This window comes from Streptomyces sp. enrichment culture (assembly GCF_964273255.1).
Taxonomy (GTDB): domain Bacteria; phylum Actinomycetota; class Actinomycetes; order Streptomycetales; family Streptomycetaceae; genus Streptomyces.
In genome coordinates, this window is the sequence record NZ_OZ186835.1 from 5,875,505 (window position 1) to 5,893,479 (window position 17,975).

Sequence of the window (17,975 nt, forward strand, 5' to 3'; positions counted from 1 at the left end):
CTGTGAAGCGCACCACGAACGTGTTTCGGCCCGGGGAATCCGGGGAGGCGCGGGCCCGGAGCGATGCCGGTACCGGATTCAACTGTTTCGCAGCGTTGATTCCGTTCCGCGTATCGCTCCCTTCCCTTGCCGTCGAGAGCTAGAGGTACGCGTGTCATCCAGGCTAGAGGCCGAGCATCTGTACAAGGTGTTCGGCAGACGACCCGACCAGGCGGTCGCACGACTGCGCCAGAACGAGGCCGACCGGGAGGAACTGCGCTCCGAGGGCGTCACGGCCGCCGTGGTCGACGCCTCCTTCACCGTCGAGCCGGGCGAGATCTTCGTGGTCATGGGCCTGTCCGGCTCCGGGAAGTCCACCCTGCTGCGCATGCTCAACGGACTGCTGGAGCCGACCGCCGGCCACGTGCGCTTCGACGGCCAGGACCTCACGGCCCTGTCCGACCGCGAGCTGCGCCAGGTCCGCGCACGGAAGATCAGCATGGTCTTCCAGCACTTCGCGCTCTTCCCGCACCGCAGCGTCCGGGAGAACGCCGCGTACGGCCTGGAAGTGCAGGGCGTGCCCCGCGCCGAGCGCGAACGCCGCGCCGACGAGGCGCTCGCCCTGTGTGGCCTGGCCGGCTGGGAGAAGTCCTGGCCCGACGAGCTGTCCGGCGGCATGCAGCAGCGCGTCGGACTGGCACGTGCCCTGGCCACCGACGCCGACCTGCTGCTGATGGACGAGTCCTTCAGCGCCCTCGACCCGCTGATCCGCCGCGACATGCAGGACCAGCTGATCGAGCTGCAGAAGAAGCTGAAGAAGACGATCGTCTTCATCACCCACGACCTGAACGAGGCCATGCGCCTGGGCGACCGCATCGCCGTCATGCGGGACGGCCGCATCGTGCAGATCGGCACCGCGCAGGACATCCTGATCCGTCCCGCCAACGACTACGTGGCCTCCTTCACCCAGGACGTCGACCGCTCGCGCGTGCTCACCGCCGGCGCGGTGATGGAGCGCGACACCCGCGGCGACGAGGCCGACTGCGGCTGCGAGACCGCCACCCCGCAGACCCCGTTCAACGAGCTGTGCGCGATCAGCGCCCGCGTCCCGCACTCGGTGGCCGTCCTCGACGGCGCCCGGGAACTGGTGGGCGTCGTGCCCCGCCAGCGCCTGATCGGCTTCCTCGGGGACGAGGCCGCCGCGCCCGGTGTCTGTGACACCCCGCGCGACAAGGGCGGGAAGGTGATGGCCCGTGCCTAGGATCCCGCTCGGCGACTGGGTCAACACGACCGTCGACTGGCTGCTGGACAACGTCACCTGGCTGTTCGACTTCTTCAAGGCCGTCTTCACCGGCGCCTACGACGGGGTCAACGCCGTCCTGCAGGCCCCGCACCCGCTGATCCTCTGCGGCATCTTCGCGGTGATCGCCTTCTGGCTGCGCGGCACCTTCGCCGGCCTCCTCACCTTCGTCGGCTTCGCCTTCCTCGACTCCATGGAGTTGTGGGAGGACTCGATGGTGACGCTGGCCCTGGTCGTCGTCGCCACCGTGATCGCGCTGGTCGTCGCGGTGCCCGTGGGCATCTGGGCGGCCCGCTCGGACCGGGTGAGCGCCGTGGTGCGGCCGGTCCTGGACTTCATGCAGACGCTGCCCGCGATGATCTACCTCATCCCGGCGATCCTGTTCTTCGGAACGGGCTCCGCGCCCGGCATCGTCGCCACCCTGATCTTCGCGCTCGCCCCGGGCGTGCGCATGACCGAGCTGGGCATCCGGCAGGTCGACAAGGAACTCGTCGAGGCCGCCGAGGCCTTCGGCACCTCGCCCCGCAACACCCTGCTGCGCGTCCAGCTCCCGCTGGCCCTGCCCACGGTGATGGCGGGCGTCAACCAGGTCATCATGCTGGGCCTGTCCATGGCCGCCATCGCGGGCATGGTCGGCACCGGCGGCCTCGGCGGTGCCGTCATCGAGGCCATCGGCCAGCTGAACATCGGTCTCGGCGCCGAGTCGGGCCTCGCCATCGTCATCCTGGCGATCTACCTGGACCGCATGACCAGCGCGCTGGGCACCCAGGTCTCCCCGCTCGGCCGCCGGGCCGCCGCCCGCACCCGGGCCGCCGCCCAGGGCGGCCTGCGGATCTGGTCCTACCGCCCGCGTCCGCAGGTCGCGGTGGTCGGCGTCGTCGTCCTGGCCCTGGTGGCCGGCGGCATGGGCATCTTCGGCGGCAGCGGCGGCGGCACCGCCCCGGCCGCCGACGCCAAGGACGTCGGCGGCGGCAAGAAGATCAGCATCGGCTACATCCCCTGGGACGAGGGCGTCGCGTCCACGTTCCTGTGGAAGGAGATCCTCGAACGGCGCGGCTTCAAGGTCGAGGCCAAGCAGTTCGAGGCGGGCCCGCTGTACACCTCGCTCGCCCAGGGCACCATGGACTTCCAGACCGACGCCTGGCTGCCCACCACGCACGAGGCGTACTGGAAGAAGTACGGCGACCGCATGGAGGACCTCGGCACCTGGTACGAGGAGACCACGCTGGAGCTGTCCGTCCCCGCGTACATGGACGGCATCGACTCCCTGGAGGACCTCAAGGGCGAGGCCGGCACCTTCGGCGGCAAGATCACCGGCATCGAGTCCAGCGCCGGCATGATGGGCCTGCTCAAGGACAAGGTCCTGAAGGACTACGGCCTCGACAAGGAGTACGAGGTCGTCGACAGCTCCACGCCGGCGATGCTGGCCGAGCTGAAGCGCGCCTACAGCAAGAAGGAGCCCGTCCTCGTCACCCTCTGGTCGCCGCACTGGGCCTACAGCGACTACGACCTGAAGAAGCTCAAGGACCCCAAGGGCAGCTGGGGCAAGGGCGACGGCGTGCACACGGTGTCCCGCAAGGGCTTCTCCGACGACCACCCGGTGGTCGGGCAGTGGCTGCGCGACTTCTCCATGTCGGAGAAGGAGCTCACCGGCCTGGAGGCCGAGATCAACAAGGCCGGCAAGGGCAAGCAGCAGGAGGCCGTGAGGACCTGGCTGAAGGCCAACCCGGACATCGTCGACAAGCTGGCCCCGGTCTCCTCCGGCTCCGGCGACACCCCGGCCGAGGCGAAGCGGACGCTGGACGTGGCGTGGTTCCCCTGGGAGGAGGACGTCGCCATCACCTACCTGTGGAAGAACGTCCTCGAACGGCGCGGCTACAAGCTGAACCTCAAGCAGATGGACGTCGGCCCGGTCTACACCGGCCTCGCCTCCGGGGACCTCGACCTCAACTTCGACGCCTGGCTGCCGCACTCGCAGAAGAACTTCTACGAGCCGAACAAGGACAAGCTCACCGACCTGGGGACGTGGTACGAACCGGTCTCCCTGGAGCTCTCCGTCCCGTCCTACGTCAAGGACGTGAAGTCGCTCGCCGACCTCAAGGGCAAGTCCGACCTGTTCGGCGGGCGGATCATCGGCATCGAGCCGGGCACCGGGCAGATGGACCTCCTCAAGAACAAGGTCCTGCCCGCCTACGGCCTCGACAAGGAGTACGAGGTCGTCGACGGCTCCTCGCCGGCGATGCTGGCCGAGCTCAAGCGGGCCTACGCCAAGAAGAAGCCCGTCGCCGTCACCCTCTGGTCGCCGCACTGGTCCTACAGCGAGTACGCGCTGACGAAGCTGAAGGACCCGAAGCAGGCCTGGGGCCCGAGCAACACCATCCACACCATCGCGAGCAAGAAGTTCCCCGAGCAGTACCCCCGGCTCACGGAGTGGATCAAGGGCTTCACGATGAGTGAGGACGAGCTCGGCACCCTAGAGAAGGAGATCAAGGACCGGGGCCAGGGCAACGAGGAGGCGGCCGTCGCCGCCTGGCTCGAGGATCACCCGGGCATCGTGGGCCGGATGACCCCCGGCTGACCTCCGCACCACCGCCCCCGGGGGCGGGCCCGCACCGTGCCCCCGGGCACGGCGGGGCCCGCCCCCCGGCGCGTTCTCCGCCGCGCGGCCCCCGCCCGTCGTGCGGGGCCGGCGCTTCGTCCGGTGCGTGCCCGCGCGACACCCGGGCCCCCGGGCGGCGCACGGAAGGATTCCGGACAACCACGGACCGCAAGGCCCTGCCCGGACCTCCCCGTGACCTTCCGCCGCGGACAGGGAAGAATGGCGGGAACACTCCCGTCGCACACGCGCGGGAACGCCGGCGGCCCGCCGATCCGCCGGCGTGATCCGTCGGGTCGGGCCCGGCCCGCGGTGACGGTGACGTGACAGGCGCGTGAATCGGTTTGCCGACCATGCGTAGGGTGCAGACACCTCAGCAGACGGGGTGCGCCGGAACCGCCGGCACACCGGGCACGGGACGACGGCGAAGGAGGGAGCCGGAGCGATGGGCGACCACAAAGAACAGCCCCTGCGGGTGGGCGCCGCCGTGCGCCGCCGACGCCGCGCCCTCGACCTCACGCTCGCCGTCGTGGCGGAGCGCAGCGGCCTGTCGGTGCCGTTCCTGAGCCAGATCGAGAACGAGCGGGCGCGCCCCAGCCAGAGTTCCCTGGAGAAGGTCGCCGACGCCCTGCGCACCACGGCGGTGGAACTCCTCGCCGCCGCCGACCCCGCCTGCAGCGTCGACGTCGTCCGTGCCGAGGACACCGGACCGCCCCTGGTGCCGCGCACCCGGTCCCTGGTGCGCGGCCACCACCAGATGCACGCCTCCGAGTTCACCGGCGACCACGACGCCGGACGTGAACTGCAGTTCCGCAACGACCAGTTGATGTACGTGGCCGACGGCGCCGTGGAGATCGAGGCGGAGGGCCGCGCCTACCGCCTCGGCCGCGGCGACACCCTGTACCTCACCGGCGGCGTCCGGCACCGCTGGCGGGCCACCGTCGCGGAGACCCGGCTCGTCGTCGTCGCCGTCGCCGAGCACATCGAGGCCCTCCACGACAGGCAGCAGCGCCCATGAGCACCCCCCGGATCGTCTCCCTCGTCCCGTCCCTCACCGAAGCGGTGGCACACTCCGTCCCCGGGGCCCTGGTGGGGGCCACCGACTGGTGCAGCCATCCGGCGCCGCTGGACGTGGAGCGGATCGGCGGCACCAAGAACCCCAAGGTGGAGCGCATCGTCGGCCTCGCGCCCGACCTGGTCGTCGCCAACGAGGAGGAGAACCGCGAGCCGGACCTGGCCGCCCTGCGCGCCGCCGGCCTGGACGTCCTGGTCACCGAGGTGCGGACGCTGCCGCAGGCGTTCGGCGAACTGGACCGCGTGCTCACGGCGTGCGGCCTGACCGCGCGCCCGCGCTGGCTGGACGAGGCCGAGGCGGCCTGGAACGCCGTCCGCCCGCCCGAGCGGCGCCGCACGGCGGTGGTGCCGATCTGGCGGCGGCCCTGGATGGTCCTCGGCCGGGACACCTTCGCGGGCGACCTGCTCTCCCGTCTCGGCTTCGACCACGTCCACGCCGGGCATCCCGAGCGCTACCCGCGCGTCCCGCTGGACGAGCTGCGCGCGGCGGCCCCGGACGTCGTGGTGCTGCCCGACGAGCCGTACCGGTTCTCCTCCGAGGACGGGCCCGACGCCTTCCCGGGCCTGCCCTGCGCGCCGGTCAGCGGCCGGCACCTCACCTGGTACGGACCGTCCCTCGCCGAGGCACCCGCCGTCCTCACCACCGCCCTGCGGACGGCGCTGGGCTGACGGCCGGGAAGGGGCCGGGAAGGGGCCGGGAAGGGGCCGGGACGGGCCGAAGGCCCGGGAGGCTCTGGAGGCGCCCGCCCGCCCGCCCGGCCGCCGCAGCCGCAGGGTGCCGCAGCCGCAGGGCGGCACGGACGTCCACGCGAGCGGCATAAGCTGGACTTATGAGCCCGACGGACGACGCCCACCCCACCGGCCCCGCCGCGCACGCTCCGGGCGCCCTCGCCCACCGCGTGCCGGACCTGGGGGCGTTGCAGCTCCTGCTGGCCGTGGCACGGCTGGGCAGCCTCGGCGGGGCGGCCCGCGACCTGGGCATCACCCAGCCCGCGGCCAGCAGCCGGATCCGCTCGATGGAACGGCAGCTCGGCGTGGCCCTGGTGGACCGCTCACCGCGCGGATCCCGGCTCACGGACGCCGGTGCCCTGGTCACCGACTGGGCGCGGCGCGTCGTGGAGGCCGCCGAGGCCTTCGACGCCGGGGCGCAGGCGTTGCGCGACCGGCGCGACTCCCGTCTGCGCGTCGCCGCCAGCATGACCATCGCCGAGTACCTGCTCCCGGGCTGGCTGCTGGCGCTGCGCGCGGAACGGCCGGACACGGCGGTGTCCCTGCTCGCGGGCAACTCGGCGGCGGTCGCCCAGCGGCTGCTGTCGGGGGAGGCGGACGTGGGCTTCGTGGAGGGCCTCACCGTGCCGTCCGGGCTGGAGTCGGCGGTCGTCGCCCACGACCGGCTGATCGTGGTGACCGCTCCGTCCCACCCGTGGGCCCGCCGCCGTACCCCGGTGGCCGCGGCGGAACTCGCGACCACCCCGCTGATCCTCCGCGAGGAGGGTTCCGGGACCCGGCAGGTGCTCCAGGCCGCCCTGGGGGGCCTGGCCCGCCCGCTGATCGAACTGTCCTCGACGACCGCGGTGAAGGCCGCCGCGGTGAGCGGCGCGGGGCCGTCGGTGCTCAGCGAACTGGCCGTGGGGGAGGAGCTGGCCCTGCGCCGGCTGATCCGCGTCCCCGTGAACGGCATGGCCCTGGCCCGCGACCTGCGCGCCGTCTGGCCCACCGGCCACCGCCCGACCGGTCCGGCCAGGGACCTGCTCGCCCTGACGAGGGCCTGACGAGGGCGTGACCAGGGCGTGGCGCCGGCGCGGCGGCCACCCGGTCCCGTCCCGCGTGACGACGGCGTGAGACGGCGCCGGCGCGGCGGGCACCCGGCCCCGTCCCGGCGACGGCCGCACCGGGACCCGTCAGGCGCGGCACCGGCGTCCCCGCCACGGGGCGTGTCGCCGCGGGCCCGCGCGGGGTTCACGCCGCGACGCGCGTCGCCGCCGCCCGCGTCAGCCCGCGCAGCACCCGCAGGTCCTCGGCCATCTCCGGATGCCACTGCACGCCCAGGACCCAGTGGGGGCCGGGCAGTTCGACCGCCTCCACGGTGCCGTCGGCCGCGTGGGCCGACGGCACCAGGCCCCGGCCGAGGCGGTCCACGGCCTGGTGGTGGAAGGACGGGACGGAGCTCTCCTCGGGCACCAGCCCGGCGTAGCGGGTCCCCGGCACCGGGGTCACCGGATGGCGGCCGAAGGCGCCCGGTGCGCCCGCGTGGCCGTCGACGTGCTGCACCAGGGTGCCGCCGAGCGCGACGTTCAGCAGCTGCATGCCGCGGCAGATGCCCAGCAGCGGGACGCGCAGGTCCAGGGCCGCCCGGATCAGCGCCAGTTCCCAGGCGTCCCGGGCCCGGGCGGGCGGCCCGGTGCGCGGGCCGGGCTCGGCGCCGTAGTGGACCGGCTCGACGTCCGGTCCGCCGGCGATCACCAGCCCGTCGACGCGGGCGACGGTCGCCGCCGCCCGCTCGGGCGCGTCCGGCGGCAGCATCGCCACCAGTCCGCCCGCCCGCTGGACCACCTGCGGGTAGCCGGCCGGCAGCAGCGCCGAGTCCAGCTGCCACGCGCCCCAGCGCACCCCCGGCTCCGCGTACGTGCTGATGCCGATCAGCGGCCCGTCCGCCATGCTGCCTCCTTCCGTCCCCGCACCGGCCGGGCCGGGGCCCCTCGGTGCGCCGTCAGTCCCGGGACAACTCTGCCTCGGCCGCCGCCAGTGCCGCGAACTCCTCCTCCGGTGCCTGCGCCGACAAGCCGACCAGCGGGTAATGGCGTGGATCCAGACCTTTGCGGGTCCTTGCCTTCGTGGCGGGGACGCCGGGAGCGCAAGCCCCCTGCGTCACACGCCGGTGAACACCGTGGTGCGGGCCGCCGCGCCCCGCACGCCCCCGGCTCGCCCCCTCACGCCAGGAAGCCCCGCAGCAGCGCGGCCGTCCCCGCGCAGTGCTCGCGCATCACCTCGCGCGCCCCGTCCGCGTCCCCCTCCAGCACCGCCTCGACCAGGGCGGTGTGCTGCGCCTGCGAGTGCTCCAGGTTGCGCACCAGCAGCGGGATGCAGTCCAGCAGGTCGTTCACCGTGGCCCGCACGGCCGCGTACTGCGCCGTCAGCGACGGCGAACCGCACAGCTCCGCCAGCGTCAGGTGGAACAGCGTGTCCAGGCGCCGGTACTCGGACAGCGGCGCGTCCCGCGTGCCGGCCAGGGCCTCGCGCAGCCGCGCCGCCGGTCCCGCGGCCAGCCCGTGCGCCGCGCACAGGCCCGCCGCGCCCACCTCCAGCACCTCGCGGAAGCGCAGCACGTCCTCGATGTCCACCCCGGCGATCCGCCGCCGCAGCTCCCCCTGGCCGGTGTCGGTCGGCCGGGGCAGCACGAACGTGCCGCCGTAGCGCCCCCGCCGGGCCTCCACCAGCCCCTGGTCCTGGAGCACCTTCAGCACCTCGCGCAGCGTCACCCGGCTGATCCCGAGCCGCTCCGCCAGCTCCCGCTCGGCCGGCAGCCGTTCCCCGCCCGCCACCAGCCCCAGGCGCACCACCTGGAGGATCTGCTCCAGTGCCTCCTCGAAGCCGTTGCCCGCGCGCACCGGCCGGAGCACCGGCGCCAGCCGGTCCCCGACCGTTCCGGCCGACTCCTCCCGCATGCGGTCGCGCCCCCTTCCCAAGCAATGGTTCCCCGCCATACCTTATGGCTCCCGGCCCGCCGAAGCAGCCGAAGGAGCTCCCCCGTGGCAGACCGCACCCCACCCCTCGGCGTCGAGGAGCTGCGCGCCCTCGTCGCGAGCGGTGAGATCGACACTGTCGTCCTGGCCTTTCCCGATATGCAAGGGCGGCTCCAGGGCAAGCGGTTCGCCGCCCGCTTCTTCCTCGACGAGGTGCTCCGGCACGGCACGGAGGGCTGCAACTACCTGCTCGCCGTCGACGCCGACATGAACACCGTCGACGGCTACGCCATGTCCTCCTGGGAGACGGGATACGGCGACTTCGCCATGTTCCCCGACCTGGACACCCTGCGCCGCCTGCCCTGGAACGAGGGCACCGCCCTGGCCGTCGCCGACCTGGCCTGGGCCGACGGCTCCCCGGTCGTCGCCGCGCCCCGGCAGATCCTGCGCCGTCAGCTCGACCGCCTGGCCGCCCTCGGCCACACCGCCCGGGCCGGCACCGAGCTGGAGTTCATCGTCTTCCGCGACACCTACGAACAGGCCTGGGACGCGGGCTACCGGGGGCTCACCCCGGCCAACCGGTACAACGTCGACTACTCCGTGCTCGGCACCGGCCGCATCGAACCCCTGCTGCGCCGCATCCGCAACGAGATGGCCGGGGCCGGACTCGTCGTCGAGTCCGCCAAGGGCGAGTGCAACCCCGGCCAGCACGAGATCGCCTTCCGCTACGACGAGGCCCTGGTCACCTGCGACCAGCACGCCGTCTACAAGACCGGCGCCAAGGAGATCGCCGCCCAGGAGGGCGTGTCGCTCACCTTCATGGCCAAGTACAACGAGCGCGAGGGCAACTCCTGTCACATCCACCTCTCCCTCGCCGACGCCGACGGGCGCAGCCTGATGCCCGCCTCCGCCGACGACCCCGAGGCCATGTCGGACGTCATGCGCCACTTCCTGGCCGGGCAGCTGGTCGCCCTGCGCGAGTTCTCCCTCCTCTTCGCCCCGCACATCAACTCCTACAAGCGATTCCAGCGGGGCTCCTTCGCCCCCACCGCCGTCGCCTGGGGACGCGACAACCGCACCTGCGCGCTGCGCGTGGTGGGCCACGGCCCGTCCCTGCGCTTCGAGAACCGCCTCCCCGGCGGTGACGTCAACCCCCACCTCGCCGTCGCGGGCATGGTCGCCGCCGGACTGCACGGCATCGAGCAGCGGCTGGAGCTGCCCGAACCCTGTACCGGCAACGCCTACACCGCCGACTACGAGCACGTCCCCACCACCCTGCGCGAGGCCGCCGAACTGTGGGAGACCAGCGCCCTCGCCAAGGCCGCCTTCGGCGACGAGGTCGTCGCCCACTACCTGAACATGGCGCGCGTCGAGGTGGACGCCTTCGACGCCGCGGTCACCGACTGGGAACTGCGCCGCTCCTTCGAACGCATGTGAGGCCGACACCGTGTCCCACGACTCCACCGGGCTCCAGGTCGCCAACCCCGCCACCGAGGAGGTGATCGCCACCGTCGAGGCCGTCGGCCCCGCCGGCGTGGACGCCGCAGTCCGGCGCGCCGCCCGCGCCCAGACCGCCTGGGCCGCCCTCCCGCCCGGCGACCGGGCCCGGCTGCTGCGCCGGTTCGCCGCCACCGTCGACGCCCATGTCGAGGAACTGGCCCGGCTGGAGGTCCGCGAGGCCGGACACACCCTCGGCAACGCCCGCTGGGAGGCGGCCAACGTGCGCGACCTGCTCGACTACGCGGCCGGCGGAGTGGAACGCCTGACCGGACGTCAGATCCCGGTGGCCGGCGGCCTGGACGTCACGTTCCCCGAACCCCTCGGCGTCGTCGGCGTCATCGCCCCCTGGAACTTCCCCCTGCCCATCGCGGCCTGGGGGACCGCCCCCGCGCTCGCCGCCGGCAACGCCGTCCTCCTCAAACCGGCCGAGGCCACCCCCCTCACCGCGCTGCGCCTGGCCCACCTCGCCCTGGAGTCGGGACTCCCCGAGCACCTGTTCCAGGTGCTGCCCGGACACGGTCCCGTCACCGGCGACGCCCTCGTCGGGCACCCCGGCGTCGCCAAGATCGTCTTCACCGGTTCGACCGACGTCGGCAGACGGGTGTGGGCCAAGGGGGCGGACCACCTCAAACGCGTCACCCTCGAACTCGGCGGCAAGAGCCCCAACGTCGTCTTCGCCGACGCCGACCTGGAGGCCGCCGCTGCCGCCGCCCCCATGTCCTTCCTCGACAACGCCGGACAGGACTGCTGCGCCCGCACCCGCATCCTCGTCCAGCGGTCCGTGCACGACCGGTTCCTCGACCTCCTCGCCCCGCGCATCGCGGCCGTCCGGGTGGGTGATCCGGCCGACGAGAACGTGGACATGGGCCCGCTCATCTCCCGCACCCAGCTGGAGCGCGTCCGCGCGTACGTCCCCGACGGCCTCGAAGGCATCCGCGGCAAGGCCCCCGGCGGGCCCGGCCACTGGTTCCCGCCCACCGTGCTCACCGGCGTGGCACCGGACGCACGGGTGGCCGTCGAGGAGGTCTTCGGCCCCGTGGCCGTCGTCCTGCCCTTCGACGACGAGGACGACGCCGTCCGCCTGGCCAACGCCACCGCCTACGGCCTCTCCGGCTCGATCTGGACCCGGGACGTCGGCCGTGCCCTGCGCGTCTCCCGCGCCGTCCGCGCCGGGAACCTCTCGGTCAACTCCCACTCCAGCGTCCGCTACTGGACCCCGTTCGGCGGGTTCAAGCAGTCCGGCGTCGGACGCGAACTGGGTCCGGACGCGCTGGCCGCCTTCACCGAGACCAAGAACGTCTTCATCAGCACGGAGGCCTGACCGCACATGAGCGAAGAAGTCGTCTGCCGCCGCCTCGTCGGCCGCACCGCCGTCGTCACCGGGGCCGGCAGCGGAATCGGCCGGGCCGCCGCCCGCCGCCTCGCCACCGAGGGCGCGCACGTGGTCTGCGCCGACGTGGACGAGGTGCGCGGCACAGCGGTCGCCGAGGAGACCGGCGGCCTCCACGTCACCGTGGACGTCACCGACCCCGAACAGGTCGACGCCCTCTTCCGGACCACGGTGGACACCTACGGCGCCGTCGACGTGGCCTTCAACAACGCCGGCATCTCACCGCCGGACGACGACTCCATCCTGGAGACCGGCCTGGACGCCTGGCGGCGGGTGCAGGAGGTCAACCTCACCTCCGTGTACCTGTGCTGCAAGGCCGCCATCCCCCACATGCGCCGCCAGGGCCGGGGCTCCATCATCAACACCGCCTCCTTCGTCGCCCGGATGGGCGCGGCCACCAGCCAGATCTCCTACACCGCCTCCAAGGGCGGTGTCCTCGCCCTGTCCCGCGAACTCGGCGTGCAGTTCGCCCGCGAGGGCATCCGCGTCAACGCCCTGTGCCCCGGCCCCGTCAACACCCCGCTGCTGCGGGAGCTGTTCGCCAAGGACCCGGAACGCGCCGCCCGCCGTCTGGTGCACATCCCGCTGGGCCGGTTCGCCGAGGCCGAGGAGATCGCCGCCGCCGTCGCGTTCCTCGCCAGCGACGACTCCTCCTTCGTCAACGCCACCGACTTCCTGGTGGACGGCGGGATCTCGGGCGCGTACGTCACCCCGCTGTAGCGGGCGTGCGTCACACCGCCCGGGTCCGGTCGTCACCGCCCCGCCGGTCGCCCTACAGTGCCGGAATGAGCATGACGCCCCCGCCCGGCTGGTACCCCGACCCCCACGCCCCGCACCTGGAACGCTGGTGGGACGGCACCGCCTGGACCGACCACCGGCGCACCCCCGGGGCACCCGGGACGGAGGGCGCCCCGGGCGCCTTCGGCCCGGCGGGCACGTTCGGTCCGGCGGGCGCTCCCGGCGGCCCTGTGCCGCCGACGCACCAGGGCGACCCCGGCGTTCACGGCGCCCGGGGCGCGCACGGCGTGCCCGGCGGTCCGCCGGGAGGCGGAGCGGGCGGGCCGGGGCGCGCCAAGGCGGTCGCCGTCGTCACCGCGGCCGCCGTGCTCGTCGCGGCGATCGTCACCGGCGTCGTGCTGCTGCGCGAGGACGACGGCCGGACCCAGGTGCGGACCGGGCCCACCACCCCGACCGCGGCCGCCCCGACGAGCGGACCCCCCTCGTCGCCGTCGCCCTCCGGCCCGGAGCCGTCCGCGGACGCCCCGGCCGTCGTCGAGGACCAGCTCAACGGCATCACGTTCCCCCTGCTCGACGGCTGGGTCCGCCCCCGGCACATCGCCGAGGACGACGTCGTCATGACCACCGACGGCACCTACGACTGCCCCGGCGAGGGCAGCGTCTGCCGCCACGGCACGGTCATCTCCCGCACCGTGACCGGCAGCGACGAGACCTCCCCCGAACGGCTCGCCAAGGAGGACATCTCCGACGCGGCCGACGACGCCTACGACCGCGACCTCATCGGCAACCGCCCCCACGGCGGCATCACGTCCCGCACCACGGTCAAGTCCGGCCCGGTCGCGGTCGCGGGCCGCGCGGGCTACCTCGTGCGCTGGCGCGTGAAGACGGCCAAGGGCCCGGGCGGGTACGTGCAGTCGATGGTCTTCCCCTCCAGCGTCGGCACGGAGTCCCCGGTGCTCGTCCGCTACGTCGTCGACGCCGGCGAGGACGCGCCGCCCCTGGCGGACATGGACCGCATCACCCGCGGCATCCGCTCGACCGGCGCGACCGGGTCCGGCGGCGGGGTGGGCAGCAGCATCGGCCCCGCGGACTGACCCGCGCACCGGCCCCCTCCGCGGCCGGCCGCGAGGCGGCGGCGACGGACCCCGCCGGGGGCCGGGACGGCACGCACCCGGCGAGCACCGCCCGGCCGCGCGCCCGCGCCCTCACAGGAACGTCAGACCCTCGCCCCGGTACGTCGGCACGGTGTCCGTCACGGTGTCGCCCTCGACCAGGTGCAGCGCGTCGAACCGCTCGCACAGCTCACCCGCTTTGGCGTGCCGGAACCACACCGTGTCCCCGATCAGCAGGTCGTCGGCCGGCGACCCCAGCAGCGGCGTCTGCACCTCGCCGGCGCCCTCCTGGGGGTCGTAGCGCAGCCCCGGCGGCAGACACGGCACCGGCAGCCGGTCGGCGCCGGGCGCGCCCGACGCCGGGTAGCCGCCGCCCAGCACGGTCACCACGCCGACCCCGGGCCGTCGTACGACGGGCAGCCCGAACAGCGCCGCCGGACGGCCGGTGAACGACGTGTAGTTGTCGAACAGCCGCGGCACGTACAGCCCCGACCCGGCCGCGACCTCGGTGACCGCGTCCTCGGCGGCCGTGTGCTGCACGCTGCCGGTGCCGCCGCCGTTGACGAACTCCAGGTCCGGGGCGACTTCCCGCACCGCCCGGACCACGGCCGCGCGCCGCTCGGCCAGTTCGCGCCGGGCCGCGGACTGCATCAGCCGTACCGCCCGCGACCGCAGCGGCCTGCCCGCCACCGCGTCACCGACCCCGGCGACGTGCCCCTCGTACGCCATCAGGCCCACCACCCGGAACCCGGGGCGCCGCGCCACCGCCCGCGCCACCTCGGCGACCTCCGCGGGGGAGTGCAGCGGGGAACGCCGGGCGCCGACCCGCACCCGGCCGCCGAACAGCCGCAGCGACGTGTCGAGTTCCAGGCAGACCCGCACCACTTCGCCGCCGCCCGCGCGCGCCGCGTCGATGAGGTCCAGCTGGGCCGGGTCGTCGACCATCACGGTGACCGCCGCGGCCAGTTTCGGGTCCGCGGTGAGCTCCGCGTAGGCGGCCCGGTCCGCCGACGGGTAGGCGAGCAGCACGTCGTCGAAGCCCGACCGGGCCAGCCACAGCGACTCGGCCAGGGTGAACGACATGATGCCCGCGAAACCGTCCCGGCCCAGGACGCGTTCGAGCAGGGCACGGCAGCGCACCGACTTGGACGCCACCCGCACCGGCTTCCCGCCCGCCCGGCGGACCAGGTCGTCGGCGTTGGCGTCGAAGGCGTCCAGGTCCACGATCGCCAGGGGGGCGTCGAGATGGGCGGTGGCCCGGTCGTAACGGGCCCGGTCGGAGGCGCGCGCAGTCATGAACGCAGCCTGCCAGACAGGATTACCGCAGGGTAGGGGGACGTTCCGGGCAGATGCCGCGGCTGCGCGGACTGGTTCCCGCCCGACCCGGATCACGCCGTAGAGTGACGCGCACGCCCGGACGGAGGACACCGGGCCCGGGCCGCGCCGGGATGACACCTCACCCCTGCGGGTATCCCTGCCCGGGACGGCTCCGCGCCGGGCCGGACAGCCGGACACCGGCCCGCGACGAGGACGCGAGCCCGAGGAAACAGGGGGGTGCATGAGCACGGAAGCACCGCGCGCCTCCCACCCCCCGCGCCCCAGCACCCCGCCGCCCGCTCCGGCGGCGCCCCCACGCCCGTCGCACCCCCCTCGAACCGAGGAGGACCGCGCCGCCTCCGGTGCGTCCGGCGACGCGGCACGGCCCGGCACCGGTGCCCTCGGCCGCACCTCGGGCGGCGCCGGCGCCTTCGCCCCCCGCCGCCCCGCCGGCCCCCCTGCAGGGGCTCCGCCGGCCTCCGGCCCCGCGGACCGTCCGGCCCCCGGTCCGGCCGCACCCGCCGCCGCGCCTCCCGGCTCCCCGGCCGCCGGCGACTTCTCCGCCCCGCGCACGTCCGGGGGACGGCCCGCCGCCCCGGCCTCCCGGCACCCGTCCGCCGCCCCGGCGCCCGGCCGCGGCGACACCCCGGCCGCACCCGCCGCAGCGCCGGCCGCACCCGCCGCCGCGCCGACCGCACCCGCCGCCGCGCCGACCACGTCCGCGGCCGACCCCGCGCACACCGGCTCCCGCGGCCCGCAGCCCCGCCCCGCCCCGCCGGCCGGCGGGAGCACCCCCGCCGCGCCGCCCCCGCACGCCTCCGCACGCTTCCCGGACGCGCCGCCGACCGTCGGCGGCGGTCTGCGCAGCCCCGCGCCCCCCGCCCGCGAGGCGGACAGCGGCGACGGCACCCGCCGGGCCGCCGAGGCCCGGTCCGTCGTCCCGCCCCAGCCGTCCCAGCGCCCGGCGGAGCCCTCCTCCCGCCCACGGCCGTCCTCCGACCGCACGGGGGAACGGCCCACCGCCCGACGTCCCGGCGCACCGGCCGAGACGCCGACGGAGACGACCACCCGCCTGCGCCCCGTCCCCGCCGGACCGTCCCCGGCGTCCGCCTCCCGGCCCGCCGGTCCCGGCGAGCCCCGCACCGAGACCCGCACGGACCGCCCCGGCCGCGCTCCCGGCCACCCGCACGCCGGGCCGGGCGCCCCGTACGGCTTCCCCGACCCGGCCCGGTCCTGGAGCGCCCCGACGCCCCCCGGCAGCACCCCGCCCGCCGAACGGCCGGTCGTGTCCTTCGGACGGCCTCAGGGCCACGACGGCCCGGCACGGCCCCGCCTCCTCGGACGGCGGCCCCGGCCGCACGTCGTGGCCGCCGCCGTCTGTCTCGTCCTCGGCGTCGGCCTCATCGGCGGTGCCGCCACGGGCAGTTGGCTCACCGACGACTCCACCGACACCGCCCGGGACGGCGGGTTCAGCTCCGCCGCGTCCCTGTGGCACAGCGTCCCGGTCGACGAACTCTTCCCGCCCACCCTCGACGGCAAGGGAGCGGGCCCCGGCGACGCCGACCGCACCTGGACCCGGATCGCGGTGGCCCCCGACAGCGGCTGCAAAGGCGCCTTCGACCCGCTGCTGACCGAGGTCCTGCGCCCCGTCGGCTGCGAACGCCTGCTGCGGGCCACCTACACCGACGCCACCCAGAGCCACGTCACCACCGTGGGCCTGCTGTTCACCGAGGCCGACCCGGCCGGCATGACGTCCCTCGCCGCACGCTTCGACAAGGAGGACCTCGGCCGCCGCACCGACCTGATGCCCCTGCCCTACGCGGCGAAGGGCACCGCGGCCGAGGACTTCGGCGCCCGGCAGCGGGCGGCCTGGGCGGTCTCCGTGCTCACCGACGCCCCCGTCGTCGTCTACGCCGTCTCCGGCTGGGCCGACGGCCGCACCGTCGCCGAGCCGCAGTCCGCCGAGGAGGCCATGGAGTCCGGCGCCACCGGCGCGGTCGCCCAGGCCGGCCTCGGGAACGAGGCGAAGGGCCTCGCCGACCGTGTCGAACGCGGTCTGCGGGGGCACGTCCGCGCGGCCACGGAGCGACCGTCATGAACCCGTTCACCGTTCGCCGGCGCGGCACCGCCGCCCTCGCCGTCCTGCTGACCACCGCCCTCACCCTGCTGACGGCCGCCCCGGCGCACGCCGACGGCATCCGCGCCCGGCAGTGGGGCCTGGAGGCGATGAACACCCAGCAGGCGTGGCAGACCACCAAGGGCGCCGGCGTCACCGTCGCCGTGCTGGACACCGGCGTGGACGCCGACCACCCCGACCTGGCCGGCAACGTCGCTCCCGGCAAGGACCTCGTCGGCTTCGGCGCCCGCCGCGGCGACCGCGCCTGGGCCCGGCACGGCACCGCCATGGCCGGGATCATCGCCGGGCACGGCCACGGCCCCGGCAACACCGAGGGCGTCCTGGGCATCGCGCCCGAGGCCCGCATCCTCCCCGTCCGCGTCATCCTCGAGGACGGCGACCCGTCCCGCTCCAAGGCCCGCAGCACCCGCGGCAGAGCCCTCGCCGAGGGCATCCGCTGGGCCGCCGACCACGGGGCCGACGTCATCAACCTCTCCCTCGGCGACGACTCTGCCTCCGCGCACCCCGACGCCGGCGAGGACGAGGCCATCCAGTACGCCCTGCGCAAGGGCGTCGCCGTGGTCGCCTCGGCGGGCAACGGCGGCGAGAAGGGCGACCGCGTCTCCTACCCGGCCGCCTACCCCGGCGTCATCACCGCCACCGCCGTCGACCGCTACGGCACCCGCGCCGCCTTCTCCACCCGCCGCTGGTACGCGACGGTCAGCGCCCCGGGCGTCGACGTGATCATCGCCGACCCCGACCGCAAGTACTACGAGGGCTGGGGCACCAGCGCCGCCGCCGCCTTCGTCTCCGGCGCCGTCGCCCTGCTCCGCTCGGCCCACCCCGACCTGACCCCCGCACAGCTGAAGACCCTGCTGGCCGACACCGCCCGCGACGCGCCCGCCGGCGGCCGGGACGACTCCCGGGGCTTCGGCTTCGTCGACCCGGCCGCCGCCCTGCGGGCGGCCGAACGCCTCACGCCCGAGGGCCTGAAGGCGGCCTCCCACGACCGGCGGTACTTCGGCCCCGGCCCGGACGCCGCCGCCTCCGACGGCGGAGCCGCCGCGTGGGCCGCCCCCCTGGCCGGCGGCGCGGGCGCGGTGCTCCTCGTGGCGACCGTCGTCCTCTGGCGCGGCCGGCGCCCGGATCCCGACGCCCACTGAGCCGGCC

14 protein-coding genes are annotated in these 17,975 nt (G+C 75.0%); 11 read left to right on the forward strand and 3 right to left on the reverse strand.

Translation table 11 applies throughout. The features are described from left to right. The first annotated feature begins 151 nt into the window (after window positions 1-151). The 5 genes from ACSU53_RS25595 (at window position 152) to ACSU53_RS25615 (ending at window position 6,721) form a co-directional block, all read left to right on the forward strand. Window positions 152-1,240: a quaternary amine ABC transporter ATP-binding protein gene (locus ACSU53_RS25595; RefSeq protein WP_437031382.1), complete on the forward strand. Its 1,089-nt coding sequence runs from the start codon at window positions 152-154 to the stop codon at window positions 1,238-1,240. Continuing rightward, entirely contained in the window at window positions 1,233-3,857 is a 2,625-nt protein-coding gene (locus tag ACSU53_RS25600; RefSeq protein WP_437031384.1) for an ABC transporter permease/substrate binding protein, read from the forward strand. The genes ACSU53_RS25595 and ACSU53_RS25600 overlap by 8 nt, the downstream gene beginning before the upstream one ends. 463 nt (window positions 3,858-4,320) lie before the next feature. Then, on the forward strand, window positions 4,321-4,893 hold the full coding sequence (locus ACSU53_RS25605) for a helix-turn-helix domain-containing protein (protein WP_362093036.1): 573 nt from the start codon (window positions 4,321-4,323) through the stop codon (window positions 4,891-4,893). After that, window positions 4,890-5,618 carry a helical backbone metal receptor gene (locus ACSU53_RS25610; RefSeq protein WP_437031386.1) on the forward strand — a complete coding sequence of 243 codons (729 nt, stop codon included), beginning with the start codon at window positions 4,890-4,892 and terminating at the stop codon, window positions 5,616-5,618. Before ACSU53_RS25605 ends, ACSU53_RS25610 begins: the two co-directional genes overlap by 4 nt. A gap of 161 nt (window positions 5,619-5,779) precedes the next feature. Continuing rightward, window positions 5,780-6,721: a LysR family transcriptional regulator gene (locus tag ACSU53_RS25615; protein WP_437031388.1), complete on the forward strand. Its 942-nt coding sequence runs from the start codon at window positions 5,780-5,782 to the stop codon at window positions 6,719-6,721. A gap of 187 nt (window positions 6,722-6,908) precedes the next feature. Here ACSU53_RS25615 and ACSU53_RS25620 read toward each other — a convergent pair whose 3' ends face one another. Next, on the reverse strand, window positions 6,909-7,607 hold the full coding sequence (locus ACSU53_RS25620; protein WP_437031390.1) for a gamma-glutamyl-gamma-aminobutyrate hydrolase family protein: 699 nt from the start codon (window positions 7,605-7,607) through the stop codon (window positions 6,909-6,911). 272 nt (window positions 7,608-7,879) lie between these two features. Beyond that, on the reverse strand, window positions 7,880-8,614 hold the full coding sequence (locus tag ACSU53_RS25625) for a FadR/GntR family transcriptional regulator (protein WP_437031392.1): 735 nt from the start codon (window positions 8,612-8,614) through the stop codon (window positions 7,880-7,882). An 84-nt stretch (window positions 8,615-8,698) separates the two neighbouring features. Here ACSU53_RS25625 and ACSU53_RS25630 point away from each other — a divergent pair, with 84 nt between their 5' ends. The 4 genes from ACSU53_RS25630 to ACSU53_RS25645 all read left to right on the forward strand — a co-directional run bounded on the left by ACSU53_RS25630 (window position 8,699) and on the right by ACSU53_RS25645 (window position 13,354). Further along, entirely contained in the window at window positions 8,699-10,069 is a 1,371-nt protein-coding gene (locus ACSU53_RS25630) for a glutamine synthetase family protein (protein WP_437031394.1), read from the forward strand. Window positions 10,070-10,079: 10 nt separating this feature from the next. Continuing rightward, window positions 10,080-11,453: an aldehyde dehydrogenase family protein gene (locus ACSU53_RS25635; protein ID WP_437031396.1), complete on the forward strand. Its 1,374-nt coding sequence runs from the start codon at window positions 10,080-10,082 to the stop codon at window positions 11,451-11,453. Between the two features lie 6 nt (window positions 11,454-11,459). Then, window positions 11,460-12,242 (forward strand): 3-oxoacyl-ACP reductase, encoded by a 783-nt coding sequence (locus ACSU53_RS25640; protein WP_437031398.1) that lies wholly within the window; start codon window positions 11,460-11,462, stop codon window positions 12,240-12,242. Between the two features lie 71 nt (window positions 12,243-12,313). Next, a complete protein-coding gene (locus ACSU53_RS25645; RefSeq protein WP_437033404.1) occupies window positions 12,314-13,354 on the forward strand; it encodes a DUF2510 domain-containing protein in 1,041 nt (346 codons plus the stop codon). 111 nt (window positions 13,355-13,465) lie between these two features. Here ACSU53_RS25645 and ACSU53_RS25650 read toward each other — a convergent pair whose 3' ends face one another. After that, window positions 13,466-14,668: an amino acid deaminase/aldolase gene (locus tag ACSU53_RS25650; protein WP_437031400.1), complete on the reverse strand. Its 1,203-nt coding sequence runs from the start codon at window positions 14,666-14,668 to the stop codon at window positions 13,466-13,468. Window positions 14,669-14,930: 262 nt separating this feature from the next. Between ACSU53_RS25650 and ACSU53_RS25655 the strand changes: the two genes are divergently transcribed. Together ACSU53_RS25655 and mycP are read left to right on the forward strand one after the other, a co-directional pair. Then, window positions 14,931-16,787 carry a hypothetical protein gene (locus tag ACSU53_RS25655; RefSeq protein WP_437031402.1) on the forward strand — a complete coding sequence of 619 codons (1,857 nt, stop codon included), beginning with the start codon at window positions 14,931-14,933 and terminating at the stop codon, window positions 16,785-16,787. Next, complete coding sequence (mycP, locus tag ACSU53_RS25660; protein ID WP_437031404.1) at window positions 16,784-17,968, forward strand: type VII secretion-associated serine protease mycosin; 1,185 nt, start codon at window positions 16,784-16,786, stop codon at window positions 17,966-17,968. The genes ACSU53_RS25655 and mycP overlap by 4 nt, the downstream gene beginning before the upstream one ends. The last annotated feature ends 7 nt before the right edge of the window (window positions 17,969-17,975 follow it).